The sequence below is a fragment of the Ochrobactrum sp. P6BSIII genome, assembly GCF_014138065.1.
Lineage (GTDB): Bacteria > Pseudomonadota > Alphaproteobacteria > Rhizobiales > Rhizobiaceae > Brucella.
In genome coordinates, this window is record NZ_JACGXB010000009.1 from 170,214 (window position 1) to 186,957 (window position 16,744).

Consider the following 16,744-nt stretch of genomic DNA (forward strand, 5'->3'; position numbering starts at 1 on the left):
GGCACTGAACCGGACACCATGAAAAATTTGCAACAGACAGGTCTGTCGGAGGCGCACGTGCAAAATCCGAGTAATTCCAATCTTCTCGAACTCTATAGAACGATGCGTCGCATCCGCACTTTCGAAGAACGCGTCGGCGAACTCTTCGTGCGCGGCCAGACGGCAGGTTCGATGCTTCACCTTTCCATTGGTGAAGAAGGTGCTGCCGCCGGTGTATGTGCCGCCATGCAGCCGCAGGACACCTTCACAACCCATCATCGGGGCCACGGTATCTTTCTGGCGCGTGGCGCTGATCCGAGGCAGATGATGGCTGAAATCGGCGGCAAGGAAACCGGCTATTGTCACGGCAAGGGCGGTTCCATGCACATTGCCGACATGGCGCTCGGTCATCTGGGCGCCAACGCCATCGTCGGTGGCGGTATTCCCGCCGTCGTTGGTGCGGGACTGTCGAGCAAATATCTGAAGAAGAATTCCGTTTCGCTCGCTTTCTTTGGTGACGGCGCGATGCAGCAGGGCATTCTTTATGAGAGCATGAACATGGCGGCCCTCTGGGGTCTGCCGGTGGTGTTCGTCTGCATCAACAATCAGTACGGCATGGGAACGCGGGTCGATCAGGCCACCGCCAACACGGCTTTCGATCAGCGCGCGCATGCGTTCGGCCTTAACGGGGCTGTTGTCGATGGCATCGATGTCGAGGAAGTCAAGAACGCTGCTCAAGGGTTGATCGACGATGCGCGGCTCGGCAAGCCGGGCTTCCTGTCGGTCACCTGCTATCGGTTCTTTGGTCATGCGCGCATGGACAAGAGCCCATATCGCGCAGAGGCAGAGGAACTGGAAGGACGCAAGAAGGATCCGGTGAAGTTCACCCGCGATCGGCTTGTTTCGTCCGGTCTGGCGCAGGAAGCTGCACTCGACGCCATGGATGGCGACATCACGGCCGAGATGGACGCCACTATCGATTTCACTGTCGAGTCTAAGGCGCCGCCGCTCACCTCCATGTTCAAGGATGTTTACGCGGTGGGCGAACCTGAGCCCGAACCCGTTCGCACCCGTATCGACCGCGTACTTTCCAAGGATGAAGCATAATGGTTGCCATGACTTACCGCGACGCGCTGCGCAAAGCGCTGGATGACGCCATGGCGGAAGACAACACCATCGTCGTGATCGGCGAAGAGGTGGGGCGCTATGGTGGCGCTTATGGTGTCACGAAGGATCTCATCGGCAAATACGGCCCCGAACGCCTGATCGACACGCCGATCTCCGAACCGGCCATTGTCGGTGCTGCGGTTGGCGCTGCCATGACCGGGCTGCGTCCAGTTGCCGAGCTGATGTATATCGATTTTCTGGGCATGACGATGGACCAGCTTGCCAATCAGGCAGCCAAGATCCGCTATATGTTCGGAGGCCAGATCGGCGTGCCGATGGTTCTGCGCACCCAGGGCGGCACCGGGCGTTCCGCTGGCGCCCAACACTCGCAGAGCCTTGAAGCCTGGATCATGCATACGCCGGGTCTGCGTCTCGCCATGCCAGCCACGGTTCAGGACGCTTACCATCTGCTGCGTCAGAGCCTGACGAAGCCCGACCCTGTGGTCTTCATCGAGCACAAGGCGCTCTACACCCGCAAGGAAGAGGTCGATCTCGACGCCGAGCCGCTGGCATGGGGCAAGGCCGCTGTGCGCCGTACTGGCAAGGACATCGTCATCGTCACCTATTCGCGCCAGCTGCATTATGCGCTCGATGCCGCCGAGAAGCTGTCCGCCAAGGACATTGAAGCGACGGTCATCGACCTGCGCACGCTCAATCCGCTGGATTTCGACACCGTGCGCGAACATGTCGAACGCGTCGGCAAGGCGATGGTTGTCTCGGAAGGCGTGATGACTGCCGGTGTTGCGGCAGAGCTTGCCGCTCGGATTACCGAGGAATGCTTCGACTACCTCGAACAGCCGGTGGTGCGTGTAGCCGGTGAGGACATTCCGATTTCAGTTTCGCAGGAGCTTGAAACCGGTAGCGTTCCGACGACCGATTTCATCCGCTCCGTTGCCGAGAGAATGTTGTCATGAGTGAACGGATTTTGAAAATGCCACGCCTTGGCGAGACGATGGAGGAGGGCAAGATTGTCGGCTTCCTCGTCAAGCCGGGTGACAGTTTCAAGCGTGGGGATTCGATCATTGAAATCGAAACCGACAAGACCGTAGCCGAGTTTCCGGCCTTGGGCGACGGCACGCTCAATGAGTGGATCGGCGCTATTGGCGACCATGTGGTTGTAGGCGCGCCTCTGGCCCGCATCGATATCGGCACTGGACCCGATTGGACCAGCGACGGTGAAGATGAAGCGCCGGAAGCATCGGCGGCGACCGCTCAAGACGTTGAAGCAGTTCAGGAGGCTGTGGAAGCTTCCGTTGCCAAACCTGCGGCTTCACCAAACAGCGGCGAGCGTGTTCGCGCAACGCCGCTTGCTCGCAAGGTTGCTCGCCAGAATGGCATCGACATCAATTCGCTTTCGGGCAGCGGGCGTCGGGGCCGGATCGAGAAGGAAGACGTGCTTGCGGCTTCCGGCGGTTCGAAATCCAATAGTGCTGTGCATTTTGCCGATCTTGCAAATGGCCGTATTGCCTATCTGGATCAGGGGCCGAAGAACGGTCGTACAATCATCTTGCTGCACGGTTTTTCTGGTGACCGGACGACATGGAGTGGCATTGCAGCGGGTCTGCGGCGTGCGAATTGCCGCGTTATCGTGCCTGATCTGCCTGCCCACGGACTGACGACAATCGATGCTGCGAACGCGGCTGAACTCAGCGCCTTCCTGCCTGTGTTCCTTGATGCTCTGGGAATTGCCGAGGTTGACGTCGTCGCGCATTCTCTTGGTGCCGTCGCAGCCACGCAATTCGCGGATGCCCATGCAGGCCGCATTTCGAGCCTGACGCTTATCGCGCCTGCTGGACTTGGTTCTGAAGTCGATGCCGGCTTTATCTCCGGTATGGCCAATGCAACGACGGCTGGCGAAGTCAGCCATCTGTTGCGCCGTATCGCGGCCAAGCCAGTGGAGCTTTCACCCGAACTGGCAGCGGAGTTTGCGAAAACCATGGCCAAGGGGCGTCTCAAGGCGCTTTCCGCAGCGATTGTCGGTCCTTCGGGGCAAACTTCCGACATCGTTCCGGCGCTGGAAAGGCTTTCCCGTGCAAAGCCGGTTCGTGTTCTGGTTGGACTGCTGGATCGCATCATCCCATGGCAACAGGCGACCGCATTGCCACCGTCCATTGCCATACATTTCCTCGGTCAGTCCGGCCATATGCCGCAATGGGACCAATCCAAAGAAGTGCTTGATCTGATTATAAATTCCACGGGAGGATCCCATGACTGACGATGTCAGGCTTCGTCTGAAAGAAGCGCAAGCACGGCTTGGCGCTTTTGCAAAATCCGCACCCGAACTGATAAGCGGCTTTGCCAAGGTCAGCAAGACTGCAACGGCGGCTGGCGCGTTTTCTTCGGCGCAGCGTGAACTGATTGCGGTCGGCATTGCCGTGGTGAAGGGGTGCGAAGACTGCATCCTCTACCACGTGGACGCAGCAATCCGGCACGGCGCAACCGAAAGGGAACTGATCGAGGCGCTTGAAGTCGCCGTTGAAATGGGGGGCGGCCCGGCAGTCATGTATGCGGGCAAGGCGCTGGAAGCATTTCGCGGCCTGAGTTGAAAATTGCGCGATGAGGCATGCGAAGACTGGAGGAGTTTTCGCAGCCGCCTCGGGAGGAATTGAATGGCTTATTTTCTCACCGCCGACGGAGGAACGGAAAGTATCCGGGCGCGGGTTTACGACCTGTCGGGCACTTGCCTTGCAAGCGCGGCAGTTCCCTATGAGACGAAGTTTTCCAGCGGCGCGCGCGCGGAGCAAAATCCGGAAGACTGGTGGTCATGCTTCGTCCAGGCCGCACGCAAGGCGATAGCGGAATCGGCTGTCGACCCATCGGCAATAGAAGCGATCACGCTGGCGACGACCAGTTGCACTGTCGTGGCTCTGGATGCCGAGGGCAAGCCGCTGCGTCCGTCGATCATCTGGATGGATGTTCGCGCAAGTGCCGAGGCGGATGCCGTACTTGCCACCGGCGATCAGGCCTTGCAGGCCAATGGCGGCGGACGAGGGCCCGTCTCCGCGGAATGGATGATCCCGAAGGCGCTGTGGATCGCGCGCAATGAGCCGGAGATCTTCGAAAAGGCAGATACAATCTGCGAATATCAGGATTTCATGACCCTGCGCCTGACCGGTGAAAAGGCGGCGAGCCTCAACAATGTTTCGCTTCGCTGGCACTATTCGACAGATCGCGGCGGCTTTCCGGTTACGCTTCTGGAGAAACTTGGCCTCGACGCTCTGTTGCAAAAATGGCCGTCACGCGTGGTTGCGCCAGGGGAGGTTATCGGCGGACTTTGCGCATCGGCTGCTTCCGCACTTGGCCTGTCGCAGAGTGTGAAGGTGGTGCAGGGCGGAGCCGATGCACTTATCGGCATGATCGGTCTCGGTGTTGCCAAACCGGGTCAGCTTGCGCTGATAACCGGTTCATCTCACTTGCAATTTGGTGTTGCAGATAAGCCTCTGCATGCGCCGGGCATTTGGGGCAGCTATCCCAATATGGTCTATCCGGACCGCTACATTATCGAGGGCGGGCAGACTTCAACCGGGTCGATCATCGCATGGCTTGGGCGCATGATGAACGGCACCATGGATATGGAAGCGTTGAACGCCAAGGCTGCCGCGCTGGAGCCGGGTGCAGAGGGCCTTCTGGTGCAGGATCATTTTCAGGGTAACCGCACGCCCTATACCGATGCCTTGTCTCGCGGCGCAATTGTCGGTCTGACGTTGGCGCATGAACCGCACCACATCTTCCGCGCCATTATGGAGGGTATCAGTTTCGGCACGCGCGCCATTCTCGATGCCATGGCTGATGCTGGTTATCGCGGACAGGAAATTACGGTTGGCGGCGGGGCCAGCGCATCGCCGCTGTGGCTGCAAATCCATGCCGACACGGCTGGGTTGCCGGTCTGCGTGCCGCAATCGCGTGATGCGCCTTCTGTCGGGGCTGCGGTTCTTGCCGCGCACGGGGCTGGCCATTTCGCAAGCATTGATGACGGCATTGCCGCGATGGTGAGGCCGGGCAAACGCATCGAGCCACGCCCGCGCGAGACCGCACTCTACAATGAAATCTACCAGCAGTATCGAGCGCTCTATCCGGCATTGAAGGCCGTACAGGCTGCCTGAGGCATTGTGATGGGAGGACGAAATGCTCAAAGATTTTCAACTGACCGGTAAGCGTGCCGTCATAACCGGCGGCGCAAAGGGTATCGGGCGGGCCATTGCCGAGCTTTTCGTTGAGGCTGGCGCGACGGTTATCATCACGGACCGCGATGAAGCGGCGGGCAAGCAGACGGTCGCGGAGCTCAATGCGCGCCGTCCTTCATCTGCAAGCCTCTACATTCTGGATGTCACGGATCGTGATGTAGCAGAGCGAACAGCCGAAGCGATTGCTACCGAGGTCGGCGTTCCCGACGTTCTGGTCAACAATGCGGGCATTGTTCGCAACGGCCCGGCGAGCGAAACGTCCGAAGCAGACTGGCGCGCCGTGATCGACGTCAATCTCAACGGCGTCTTCTTTTGTGCTCAGGCCTTTGGCAAACGCATGGCTGCTGTGGGGCGGGGTGCCATTGTCAACATCTCTTCCATGTGCGGCGAGATTGTCGTCTATCCGCAGCCGCAGGTTGCCTATAACGCAGCCAAGGCCGGGGTAAACCTCATCACCAAGTCTTTGGCTGTTGAATGGGTGAAGCAAGGCGTGCGGGTCAACGCGGTTGCGCCGGGTTACACCGCAACGGAACTTACGCTTGCTGGCCGCAGCAATGAAGAATGGTTTTCAACCTGGATGCGCATGACGCCACAGGGGCGGCTGGGAGAACCACGCGAGATCGCAAATGCCGTTCTTTTTCTGGCGTCCGACGCCGCAAGTTTCGTGACGGGAACAGTACTTGCCGTAGATGGCGGTTACACCGCGCTTTGATTTTGGGAGAATGAGATGACTGAACAGGCGAAAATTGCTCTGGTCACCGGTGCAAGTCGCGGTATTGGCCGAGCCATTGCTATTGGTATGGCCAAGCGCGGCTTCGATGTCGCGATCAACGATATCGAGCGTCAAAAAGATGCGTTGCAGGAAGTGGCGCAGGAAATCGAGACCACCGGCCGCCGCGCATTAATCGTCTATGCCGATGTGAGCAACAAGGCTGACGTCGAGGCGATGGTCAAGAAGACTGCTGATGCATTTGGTCGTATCGATGCAATCGTCAACAATGCCGGTATTCTTATTGCCAGCGATGTGGAGCACCTCAAGGAAGAGCACTGGGATAGCGTCCTCGATGTCAATGCGAAGGGAACATTCCTCGTCGTGCAGGCTGTGTTGCCTTACATGAAGCAGCAGAAATACGGCCGCATCGTCAATATCGCTTCCATCGGCGGTAAGCACGGCGCGCCTGAACAGGCCCATTATTCGGCATCGAAGGCCGCCGTCATGGGCTTTACCCGCGTTCTCGCGCAGGAGGTTGGCACTTATGGGATTACGGCCAACTGCATCTGCCCGGGGATTATCCTGACCGATATGGGGCGGGTCAATTTGGACGATGTTGCCGTGCGCCAGTCCTGGCAGGAAAAGACAGCGATGCGCCGTATTGGTGACCCGGAAGATGTCGTCGGACCGGTCGCATTCCTGGCTTCGGATGATGCGGGCTTCGTGACCGGCCAGAGCCTCAACGTCGATGGCGGTATCGTGCTGAGCTAATGTTGTGCTTGAGAGGCTAAACGGTCCGTGTTTACGGCGCGGCAGTTGCTGACTGCTGCGCCGGAATGTCATCGGGAAAGGCGAAGTTACAGATCGACCGGACGTCCCGAGGCTTCTTCCTCAAGCGTGATGGCCACATCTGCATTGGCTGAAAGCCTGACCTTGTCGCTTTCGATATCGGCGACAAACCCCAGCTCGATGTAATGATGATGGTCGCTATGTTGCCCGGAATTATCGCTCTTCTTGAGCTTGATCCGGTTGCCCTCCAGCCGATCAACCGTGCCGACATGCACGCCGTCGGCACCGATCACTTCCATATTTTCGTGAATTCTATGCTGCATAGGGATTTCCTCCGCTTGAGCTTCAGATGAATTCAACATCTGCAAATGGGATTGCCGTCTCTAAACTAGTGCACGTTTGCCTCTTGGCCATGGCAATGAGTGACGGAAATCCTGTTACTCAAAAAATCAGCCCGAAGCGGGCTGAGCAATGCGTGGGTTGTTGTTTGCGTTATTCGAATACGCGCGCCAGTTCTGAGGCGCGCTGTGCTGTTAGCTCCGGATCAAGGTCGCTGTCTTCGAAAGTGCGTATAACGACCCGTGCAAGTTGGTCTCTGTCATCATCAGTCGATGGAGACCGGCCCAAAAGTTCGCAACTGCGGTTATAAGCCTGTTGCAACAACGACAATTCTGCCTGGCTGAATATGCCACGGTAAGCTGCGCTACGAAATGGCATTGGTTTTCTCCTCTGCCTATATGGAGCGCCAATTAACACGCGGCAGCAAGGAACATTCGCGTGAACTGGGTTGCGGGCATCTTCGTTGCAGGGCAAGAACTGAAATCAGTTCAGGCTTTTCAGCGTCAACAGTTCCTGAGCAGTCATCTCATCCGTGATCAGCACTTGAGCCTTTGTGGTCAGGATACTGGCGCGGATGATCTGCGCTTTGCGAACGCCTCCTGCCGAAATGATCACTTTTGGCACTTTGCGCAGTTCCGTTGGGTTGATGGCCATGGCGCGTTTGTTAATCGGATGATCGACAATCTCACCTGCCTCATCAACGAATTGGCACAACACATCGCCCACTGCGCCTGCTGCCTGCAGGCTTTCTGCATCTTGTGCCGTCAGCAAACCGCGACGGAAAATCGATGCCTGTTTGCTGACGTCCGCTACACTCAAAACAGCGAGATCTATGTCGGAAACTTTGCTTTTCAGTGCTTTTAGTTCCTGGATTTCCCACAGCTCCTTCGCCAGAGCCACATGAGGCACGAAGACGGGGGCGGTGATCTGGAAGAGTTCCGTCTTGTAAAACTCAGCCAGCCGCCATGCGACGGCTGATGGATTGTCAGCCATGGAATGTGTCAAGCCGCCGAGCAGGGAGATAACCGACAGGTCATTGATTTCACGCCATTTCAGATGGCTCATACAAGCCTGCAACGTTGCACCCCAGCCAACGCCGACTGTCAGCCCGTCTTGCAGGCGATCTGAAAGATAACGTCCGGTAGCGTGGCCGATCACGGCGGAGATACTGGCTTCGGATTGATCGGAAGAGGGCACGACAATGGCTTCAAACAGCCCGAGGTGTTTTTCCAGCGCACGTTGCAAACGTATGAGCGGCTCGGCATGGGAATTCAGAGAAATCTGGACGATGCCCTCGTCGCGCGTGGCAGCCAGCAGCCGGAAAGCCTTGATCCGGCTGATATCCAGATTCTGCGCAACCTGCTCCTGCGTCAGCCCTTCAATATAATAGAGCCACGCGGCACGTAGTTTCAGCTCGTCCTGATCTGCCTGAAACTTGGTTTTCGGCTTTGTGCTGCGGGCCATTATTCTACCTTTTGCGTCTTTCTTCCAAGAAGGCTCACTATCTCATTTGCGTGCGATAATGATGCGATAATTACCTTTACGTCAAGAATTGATTGAAATCATAAATGAACAAAAATATTGTGATTGCAAAGAATGTACAAATAAATCATATGTTGCCACATAAATTGCGGAGACTCTCCTGCTGGGAGAGGGGTTTTCAAGAGGTGGGAAATGCGAATTCTGATTTCAAACGACGACGGTATTGATGCTCCCGGCATTGCGGTGCTTGAGAAAGCCGCGCGTCTTTTGAGTGACGATGTGTGGATCATCGCACCGGATGGAAATCGCAGTGCAAACGGTCATTGTGTCTCTCTCACGGCTGGGTTTTCGGTCAACAAGCTTGCAGACAAGCGTTACGCCTGCACGGGTACGCCGGTGGATTGCGTAATCGCTGCGATTCATTGGGTATTCCGTGATCAGCAAATGCCAGATCTCGTTTTGTCGGGCATCAATGCCGGGCGCAATGTGGCCGAGGATGTGTCCTATTCCGGGACGATGGCGGTTGCCCGCGAAGGCGCGCTGAACGGCATTGCTTCGGTTGCTTTTTCCGCGCCGCGTGATTGTGAAGCGTTCGATGCAGATGCTCTGGCGTGGCTTGCCAGTCATATTCGCAATTTCTGGGAAACTAGAAGCGATTGGGCGCATGACGGTCATTGGCTGAACGTCAATCTGCCGCGCAAACTGCCCGCCGCATTGGAAATGGCTGAAATCGGCCGCGACAAGAATCTGAAATATGTGAATCTTTTCGAAGAAACGGAGAATTCAGTTCGCATCCAGCCATTAGCGGATCGTGATTACAAATCCAACGGCAACGATGAGAACGCGTTGATTGACGCAGGCAAGGCCAGCGTGACCAACCCCAACTGGTTTGGCCATTCAAAAGTTCCGGCATCGGTGACTGGACACAAGCCTGCTTGATATCTGTGGCGCGCAAAAAACACCCCCGTTGGCAGAGGCTAACGGGGGTGTATTGGTTTAAAAACGGCCGGTTTCTGGCCTTTTAAGAGCTTAGCCACCGATCAGCGGGTAAACCACCTTGATCATGTCTTCGAGGTGATCATTGGCGAAACCGTCGTGCTTCAGCACTTTGCTTTCAACGCGACCATCATCAGAAAAGTGATGTTCCATATAGCCGACTTCGCGAGTGCCACCCATTTCCGGAACAAGCTCTTCCGTTGTCGTAAACGCAATCGATGAGCACCATTCCAGATGCACATTGCCGCGCTTGGATGAGCGCTGCTGATGCAGGTGGCCGCTGGCGATTAGCCGCAGCTTTGGGTGGTTGATCAGACCCTCAAGGCGACCCCAACCCTTTGGATCGACAGTCCAATAGGTCAGCTCGGTGCTGTCCATATTATCGATGTAAATCGGCTGGTGGGAGAATACGGCGAGGTAACGGTCACCGGATGACGCGATCTGTTGGTCTATCCAGTCATATTGTTCGGCTTCCTGCGACAAGCCGGAACCAATCAGCATCGAGCTTATACCGATGATTCGCCATTTGCCTTGATCGATAACCCAGCGGTCGGCGCCAAAATAATCTGCAAATCTCGCATAGCGCGCGGCATTGATGGCGCTGCCATTTTCACTTTCCGGCTTGGAAAGGTTTGGATTGTCGCCAACGTCATGATTGCCCGCAAGAAAATGGATAGTTTTGCCGGATTCCTTAAAGAAATCCCGGCATAACGCATAATCCTCGTCATAACGAATCCCGTCCAGGGTCACATCGCCCGTATGGATGATGAAGTCATGATTTGATTCCGCCAGTGGTTCGGCGAGCAGGCGATTGTTCTCGCGGAAATGGTCGGTTCGCGGCGAAAGGTGAGTATCTGAAATTTGTAATATGCTGAATCTGGACATGTTCGCTCCCATGATGAATGAGTCCCAATACAAAGAAACTCATTTTGTACAAAAGTATTGACTGTGAATAAAAAGTTCAATAATTTTTTTGCGGATGGAGACTGGTTCCTTGGGTTTGTCCCAAAGTGTTGCCAGTCGGGAGCTGTCTTTGCGCCGATGCGGTTTCAAAGGCAGATATAAGCATTGGGAGGGGACGCGAATGTCGGGAATTGAGATCGTCAATCTCAACAAGAAGTGGACGACATTCCACGCGGTCAATGATGTGAACTTTACCGTTGAGCCCGGCACGCTGACTGTGCTGCTTGGTCCTTCGGGTTGTGGTAAATCCACCTCTCTGCGTTTGATCGCCGGGCTGGATTCTGTCACCTCGGGCCAGATCATCATCGGTGGCAAAGACGTCACCAACGCGCCGCCCGCGAAGCGGGGCCTGGCGATGGTGTTCCAGTCCTATGCCCTGTTTCCTCATTTAACCGTTGCAGAGAACATTGTTTTCGGCCTGCGTGTGCGCAAAGTGTCTGCTGGTGAGCGTGACCAGCGTTTGAAGCGCGCTGCCGATATTCTGGGTCTGTCGCATCTGCTGGATCGGCGCCCGTCGCAGCTTTCTGGCGGTCAGCAGCAGCGTGTTGCTCTGGGGCGCGCCATCGTCGCAGAAGCTTCCGTGTGCTTGATGGACGAACCGCTTTCAAATCTCGATGCGCAGCTGCGCCACGATATGCGCAAGGAAATCCGTAACTTGCAGCAGCAACTCGGTATGACCATGGTTTACGTGACCCATGATCAGATCGAGGCCATGAGCCTTGCCGATCAGGTTATTCTGATGAAGGGTGGGAAGATTGAGCAGAAGGCAAAGCCTTCCGAACTCTATCTGGAGCCCGCCACTACGTTCGTTGCCCGTTTTATCGGGACACCACCAATGAACATCATCCGTATGGCCGATTTTGACGGCAAGGCCGCTATCAGCGGTGCCCCAAATGGACCGGCGATTTTGAGCGATCCTGCCCGGGGACTTGTGCTGGGATTGCGCCCCGAGGAAATCCGTGTGGCGGAGGAGGGGCGCGTAAAAGCCTCTATCGAAGCCATCGAGTATCACGGTGCGGACAGCATTCTCGAATGCCGCGTGGGCGATCAGTCTTTGCAGGTGCGCATTGAAGGCATTCGTCGCCTCAATCGCGGCGATACCGTCGGTCTGACATGGGCACCGTCTGCGGTGCATGTGTTTGATGAGGCGGAAGGACATCGCGTCGAGCGCACGGCCTTAGCCGTTTAACCAGAAAATGATCGGGGAACGATCATCCCTTGGGAGGAGAGAACAATGAATTTGCAGGTAAAACGATCTGTAACGCTCTTGGCCACATCTGCTATGCTGGCCGTAATGGGCGGTTGGGGAACAGCCCAGGCAGAACCCGTCGAAATCAGCTTCTACTATCCGGTCGCCATCGGCGGTCCGGTCACCAAAATCGTGGATGATCTGATCACCCGTTTTGAAGGGCAGCATCCGGATATCAAGGTAAAGCCGATCTACTCCGGCACCTATCCGGAAACCCTGAGCAAATCGTTGACTGCTTTCAAATCCGGTCAGGCGCCTGAAGTCGCGGTTATGCTCTCGACCGACATGTTCACGCTGATCGATGAAGATGCCATCGTTCCTTATGAGGATCTGGCCAAGACCGACGATGACAAGGCATGGCTTGCAGGCTTCACGCCGGTTTTCATGGTCAACAGCAAGAGCGAAGACAAAACATGGGGCGTGCCGTTCCAACGCGGCACCACCGTTTTCTTCTGGAACAAGGATGCCTTCAAGGAAGTTGGTCTTGATCCAGAAAAAGGCCCACAGGACTGGAAAGAAGTTGTCGACTTCGCAACAAAGTTGACCAAGCGTTCTGCTGATGGAAGCGTCGCGCGCTGGGGCATGCAGGTGCCGTCGTCGCTGACCTCCTACTGGTTGTTGCAGGGATATGTTGCGCAGAATGGCGGCAAGCTTGCCGAGCCGGATGGGAAAACCACTTATTTCAATGCGCCTGAAGTTGTCGAGGCGATGCAATATTGGGTCGATCTAGCCCATAAGCATAAGGTGATGAAGCCCGGCGTAATCGAATGGGCGACCAATCCGAAGGACTTCTTCGAAGGTCGCGCGGCTATGATCACCACGACCAGCGGCAATCTCACCAATGTGAAAACCAATGCGCCTTTCCCGTTCGGCGTGCAGATCCTGCCGAAAAACAAAGCCTATGGTGCACCGACCAGCGGCGGCAATGCGTATATTTTCAACGTTGAAGATAAGGCAAAGCAGGCGGCGGCATTCCAGTTCGTGAAATGGCTCTCCTCTGCGGATCAGGCTGCCGAATGGAGCATCAAGACCGGCTATATCGCTGCCCGTGATGATGCTTGGCAAACGGAAGCCATGAAGAAATATGTTGAGGAATTCCCCGGCGCAAAGGTGCCGCATGACCAGATTCCTTACATGGTGCCAGAACTTTCAACCTATGAAAATCAGCGTGTCGCACGCGTGATCGACGATGCGATCGAGGCGTCGCTGACGGGTAACAAGAGCGTTAAACAAGCTCTCGACGATGCGCAGGCCGAGGCCGAACGTATCCTTAAGCCCTACCAGTGATAGGTTGGCATAGAGCTTCGTGCGGCTCGTCCATACGAAGCTCTTTATCGTGCAAGAATGACAATGCGGCGTGTGCCCGGCAGAGCCGATTCGCATCATCGCAAGAAGGCTGGAGAACTCGCGTGAACCAGGCGAAAAACCAGATAACACCATGGCTTCTGCTGTTGCCGGCCACTGTCTTGTTGGCAGTGTTTACGCATATTCCAGCCGTCATGACGTTCATCAACAGCTTCTACCAGACGCCGCGCGGCAAGCGTCCGCCTCGCTTTGTCGGCGTTGATCATTATACGACAATGATAAGCGACCCGGTTTTCTGGGCGGCCCTCAAGAATAACGCTATCTACGCGCTCGGCACTGTACCTGCATCCATAGCATTGGCCATGCTGATGGCGATCATCGTGAATTCGTCCATTCGCGGTCGCTCGTTGATGCGGATGTCGTTCTTCATGCCGACCGTGCTGCCGATGATTGCAGTTGCCAATATCTGGCTGTTTTTCTACACGCCGGGCTATGGTTTGATCGATCAGTTTCTGGGCCTGTTCGGTTTCCATGAAACCAACTGGCTGGGTAATCCCGATACCGTGCTTGGCAGTCTGATGGTGTTGGCTATCTGGAAGGAAGCCGGTTTCTTCATGATCTTCTATCTGGCGGCATTACAGCAGATCAGCCCGAGCCTGTCCGAAGCGGCAGCGCTTGAAGGCACGGGACGCTGGTACTTCTTCCGCCGTGTGACGTTTCCACTATTGATGCCAACCACTCTGTTTGTGCTGATCAATGCGGTGATCAATGCGTTCCGCCTGATCGACCATGTGATTGTCATGACCCGTGGCGGGCCGGACAATGCCAGCACTCTGCTGCTCTACTATGTTTACAATGTTGCATTCCGTTTCTGGGATACGGCCTACGCATCGGCTTTGACGGTTGTGCTGTTGCTGGCGCTTGCTCTTATCGCCTTCGTCCAGTTCGGGGTTCTTGACCGCAAGGTGCATTACAAATGAGTGCAATGACATTACCGCATCAGCCACGCGAATTCTCGTTTTGGCGGGGCCTTGAAACCGTTGGGTGTTATCTGCTGGGGTTGCTCTGGATACTGCCTTTGCTCTATGCCGTGTGGATGGCGTTTCATCCAGCGCAATATGAAGCTCGGTTTGATCTCTTCGCTCCGGTGACACTGGAGAACTTCAGCAATGCGTGGAATGCCGCGCCTTTCGGACGCTACTTCCTCAACACATTCCTGCTGATTACCACGATACTGATCAGCCAGTTCATCATCTGCACGCTGGCGGCCTATGCTTTTGCTCGCTATGAATTCCGCGGCAAAACGATTGTCTTTATGCTGGTGTTGGTACAGCTGATGATCATGCCGGAAGTGCTGCTGGTCGAAAACTACCGCACCATTGCGAAGTTGGGTCTGGTGGATACAGTTGTGGCTATGGGGCTGCCTTATATGGCGTCGGCCTTTGGTATTTTCCTTCTACGCCAGACCTTCCTCACTGTGCCGAAGGAACTGGACGACGCAGCGCGTGTCGAAGGGGCGGGGGCACTCACCACGCTTCTCAAGGTCTACGTGCCGTTGGCCAAGCCCATCTATGTGGCCTACGGTCTCGTATCGGTCAGCTATCACTGGAACAACCTGCTCTGGCCGCTGGTCATTACCAATTCCGTTTCCACCCGTCCCCTGACGGTTGGACTACAGGTGTTTTCATCGCCGGATCAGGGTGTGCAGTGGAGTATTATCTCGGCTGCTGCATTGATGACGTCAGCGCCTTTGCTGATCGGTTTTTTGCTGTTCCAGCGCCAGTTCGTTCAGAGCTTTATGCGCGCGGGTATCAAGTAGTATAGTGCGTTCTAGACCTTGAACGACGGCGGTATTCTGTATCGCCGTCGATTGCCGCGATACCAAGATAATTTAAAATAAATGCGTTCTTAAAGCGTGTAAAACGCCGGTCAAGAGCGTGCGATTTTGCCATGTGATTTCGATACTAATTTTGCCTGGCGCCGCAGCGCTGCAATGCTCGCTTCATATATCCATTCTTATTGCTGGCCTGTTTATCTCTCGGAAAGTGTTCCGATCCGCTTGTGCGATCCGGCTCGGGTGGGGGTACTCAAGGCGCATCACCGCGTATTGAGTGAATAAAAAAACGATTCATATTTCTATGGCCATCCGCTGATTTTTTCCTGGGGCTTGCAGTGAAACGCCAAGGCTTCTAGACTTGGATTTCAGATAAAATATTGATAAATAACGTTAAATTCCAATTTGATAATCAGAAGAAATTGAGAAATTTTTTAATGAAACGTTTTATTGACAGGTGTTTCCCTCGCAGCTATGGTCACGAGGTAGCTGGCAGTCAGGAGGAGACTTCGCGTTGGTAACAAGCGAAGCGACGATGCGGCTACACAATGGGAGGAGAAAATATGTCAATGCGTCTTGGTCGCCTCTTGGGCGGCGTTCTACTTGCGTCTGCAGCGTATACGAGCGTGGCGTCTGCTGCCTGTGATCTCAAGATCGGTACCCCGGCTGTGTTGTCGGGTCCGGCAGCCCAATGGGGCATTGCTTTGCGCGACGCCGTCAATTTTGTCGCCAAGGAAACAACCGACGAAAAGCGTCTGGTTATTGATGGAACTCCATGTTCGGTTTCCACTGTTGTGATTGACTCCAAATATACCGCTGAAGGTGCAGCTTCGGCGATGAACCAGCTTGCCGCTCAGGGTATCAAGGTCATTGTCGGGAGTGTCGGCTCGCCCGAAGTGACCGGTATGAAGCCTGTTGCAGCACGCAATCGCATGGTTGCTATGGTTGATAGTTTCGCCAAGAACGCAATTGGTCCTCAATGGCCGAGCATATTCCATATCGGTCCCGGACCGTCTGGTTGGGCCGATCCGATTATTGATGCTGGTCGCGAGCGTTTCAAGTTCGACAGCGTAGCGATTGTGGCTCCGAACGATCAGGGTGGTACCGATGTTGCTGGCGTGAATGCACAGATATTCAAGGAGAAGGGTGTTAATGTCTCCGAAGAATACTACCAGCGCGGAACCAGCAATTTTGCGCCGATCGTCACGCGCATAATGAGCGCAAACCCTGGGGCTCTGGATCTCGCTTCATCGCCAGCGGGCGATGCTGGCATCATCGTAAAACAATTGCGTCAGGCTGGCTTCGAGGGACCCATTTTCCGTCTGGGTGGTCCTGGTTTTGATGAAATTGCCCGTGTGGCCGGTGGCGTCGACGTGCTGAAGGATTTCCTCTGGTACGAGCCGATCTATATGGACGAAAACACGCAAGCTTTGGAAGACAAGTACAAGAAGCTGATGGGTTCACCACGCCCGGAAAATAGCGACTTCTTCCGATGGGTCTTTGCCGCTCGGATGATGATTAAAGCTGCGCAAGCTGCCGGCACTGTCGACGATTCCGAGAAGATCGCTGCCGAAATGCGTAAGCTTTCCGTGGAAGACGAGAACATTGGCAAGGGTCATTGGATCGGCCAGTCCTTCTTCGGCATCAATCAGGAAATGTCTTATCCGTTCGCTATCGGCGTCGTTCAGGATGGCAAGAAGCAGCCTCTGCTGCGCGCGGAAGCAGTCAGCGAAAAGTAAGGCACC

General features: G+C 55.5%; 16 protein-coding genes. 13 read left to right on the forward strand and 3 right to left on the reverse strand.

The genetic code is table 11. The features are described 5' to 3' along the window. The first annotated feature begins 57 nt into the window (after nucleotides 1-57). The 7 genes from FHW00_RS14515 (at nucleotide 58) to FHW00_RS14545 (ending at nucleotide 6,813) form a co-directional block, all read left to right on the forward strand. The gene (locus FHW00_RS14515) at nucleotides 58-1,086 is read left to right on the forward strand and encodes a thiamine pyrophosphate-dependent dehydrogenase E1 component subunit alpha (protein ID WP_113533912.1); all 1,029 of its coding nucleotides are present in this window, start codon (nucleotides 58-60) and stop codon (nucleotides 1,084-1,086) included. Further along, nucleotides 1,086-2,060, forward strand: coding sequence for an alpha-ketoacid dehydrogenase subunit beta (locus tag FHW00_RS14520; RefSeq protein ID WP_078339110.1), 975 nt, complete (start codon nucleotides 1,086-1,088; stop codon nucleotides 2,058-2,060). The genes FHW00_RS14515 and FHW00_RS14520 overlap by 1 nt, the downstream gene beginning before the upstream one ends. After that, nucleotides 2,057-3,361 (forward strand): acetoin dehydrogenase dihydrolipoyllysine-residue acetyltransferase subunit, encoded by a 1,305-nt coding sequence (locus FHW00_RS14525; protein ID WP_078339109.1) that lies wholly within the window; start codon nucleotides 2,057-2,059, stop codon nucleotides 3,359-3,361. The genes FHW00_RS14520 and FHW00_RS14525 overlap by 4 nt, the downstream gene beginning before the upstream one ends. Next, nucleotides 3,354-3,692, forward strand: coding sequence for a carboxymuconolactone decarboxylase family protein (locus FHW00_RS14530; RefSeq protein ID WP_078339108.1), 339 nt, complete (start codon nucleotides 3,354-3,356; stop codon nucleotides 3,690-3,692). The genes FHW00_RS14525 and FHW00_RS14530 overlap by 8 nt, the downstream gene beginning before the upstream one ends. 63 nt (nucleotides 3,693-3,755) lie before the next feature. After that, a complete protein-coding gene (locus FHW00_RS14535; protein ID WP_078339107.1) occupies nucleotides 3,756-5,249 on the forward strand; it encodes an FGGY-family carbohydrate kinase in 1,494 nt (497 codons plus the stop codon). 22 nt (nucleotides 5,250-5,271) lie between these two features. After that, nucleotides 5,272-6,042: an SDR family NAD(P)-dependent oxidoreductase gene (locus FHW00_RS14540; RefSeq protein WP_078339106.1), complete on the forward strand. Its 771-nt coding sequence runs from the start codon at nucleotides 5,272-5,274 to the stop codon at nucleotides 6,040-6,042. 15 nt (nucleotides 6,043-6,057) lie between these two features. Beyond that, complete coding sequence (locus tag FHW00_RS14545; RefSeq protein WP_078339105.1) at nucleotides 6,058-6,813, forward strand: SDR family NAD(P)-dependent oxidoreductase; 756 nt, start codon at nucleotides 6,058-6,060, stop codon at nucleotides 6,811-6,813. Nucleotides 6,814-6,899: 86 nt separating this feature from the next. Here the strand turns inward: FHW00_RS14545 and FHW00_RS14550 are convergent, their stop codons facing one another. Further along, complete coding sequence (locus FHW00_RS14550) at nucleotides 6,900-7,154, reverse strand: DUF2171 domain-containing protein (protein ID WP_078339104.1); 255 nt, start codon at nucleotides 7,152-7,154, stop codon at nucleotides 6,900-6,902. 499 nt (nucleotides 7,155-7,653) lie between these two features. After that, nucleotides 7,654-8,634 carry a sugar-binding transcriptional regulator gene (locus FHW00_RS14555; protein ID WP_210276547.1) on the reverse strand — a complete coding sequence of 327 codons (981 nt, stop codon included), beginning with the start codon at nucleotides 8,632-8,634 and terminating at the stop codon, nucleotides 7,654-7,656. Between the two features lie 210 nt (nucleotides 8,635-8,844). Here FHW00_RS14555 and surE point away from each other — a divergent pair, with 210 nt between their 5' ends. Next, nucleotides 8,845-9,591 carry a 5'/3'-nucleotidase SurE gene (surE, locus tag FHW00_RS14560; RefSeq protein ID WP_021586541.1) on the forward strand — a complete coding sequence of 249 codons (747 nt, stop codon included), beginning with the start codon at nucleotides 8,845-8,847 and terminating at the stop codon, nucleotides 9,589-9,591. 90 nt (nucleotides 9,592-9,681) lie between these two features. Here the strand turns inward: surE and FHW00_RS14565 are convergent, their stop codons facing one another. After that, the gene (locus FHW00_RS14565; RefSeq protein WP_078339101.1) at nucleotides 9,682-10,533 is read right to left on the reverse strand and encodes a metallophosphoesterase family protein; all 852 of its coding nucleotides are present in this window, start codon (nucleotides 10,531-10,533) and stop codon (nucleotides 9,682-9,684) included. A gap of 199 nt (nucleotides 10,534-10,732) precedes the next feature. On the opposite strand from FHW00_RS14565, the gene FHW00_RS14570 reads away from it, so the two are divergent. From FHW00_RS14570 to FHW00_RS14590, 5 genes are all read left to right on the forward strand, one after another. Beyond that, the gene (locus FHW00_RS14570; protein ID WP_078339100.1) at nucleotides 10,733-11,800 is read left to right on the forward strand and encodes an ABC transporter ATP-binding protein; all 1,068 of its coding nucleotides are present in this window, start codon (nucleotides 10,733-10,735) and stop codon (nucleotides 11,798-11,800) included. A gap of 45 nt (nucleotides 11,801-11,845) precedes the next feature. Then, nucleotides 11,846-13,147: an ABC transporter substrate-binding protein gene (locus tag FHW00_RS14575; RefSeq protein ID WP_078339099.1), complete on the forward strand. Its 1,302-nt coding sequence runs from the start codon at nucleotides 11,846-11,848 to the stop codon at nucleotides 13,145-13,147. Nucleotides 13,148-13,269: 122 nt separating this feature from the next. Further along, on the forward strand, nucleotides 13,270-14,145 hold the full coding sequence (locus FHW00_RS14580) for a carbohydrate ABC transporter permease (protein WP_006469828.1): 876 nt from the start codon (nucleotides 13,270-13,272) through the stop codon (nucleotides 14,143-14,145). Next, nucleotides 14,142-14,984: a carbohydrate ABC transporter permease gene (locus tag FHW00_RS14585; RefSeq protein WP_078339098.1), complete on the forward strand. Its 843-nt coding sequence runs from the start codon at nucleotides 14,142-14,144 to the stop codon at nucleotides 14,982-14,984. Before FHW00_RS14580 ends, FHW00_RS14585 begins: the two co-directional genes overlap by 4 nt. Nucleotides 14,985-15,562: 578 nt before the next feature. After that, on the forward strand, nucleotides 15,563-16,738 hold the full coding sequence (locus FHW00_RS14590; RefSeq protein WP_139364377.1) for an ABC transporter substrate-binding protein: 1,176 nt from the start codon (nucleotides 15,563-15,565) through the stop codon (nucleotides 16,736-16,738). The last annotated feature ends 6 nt before the right edge of the window (nucleotides 16,739-16,744 follow it).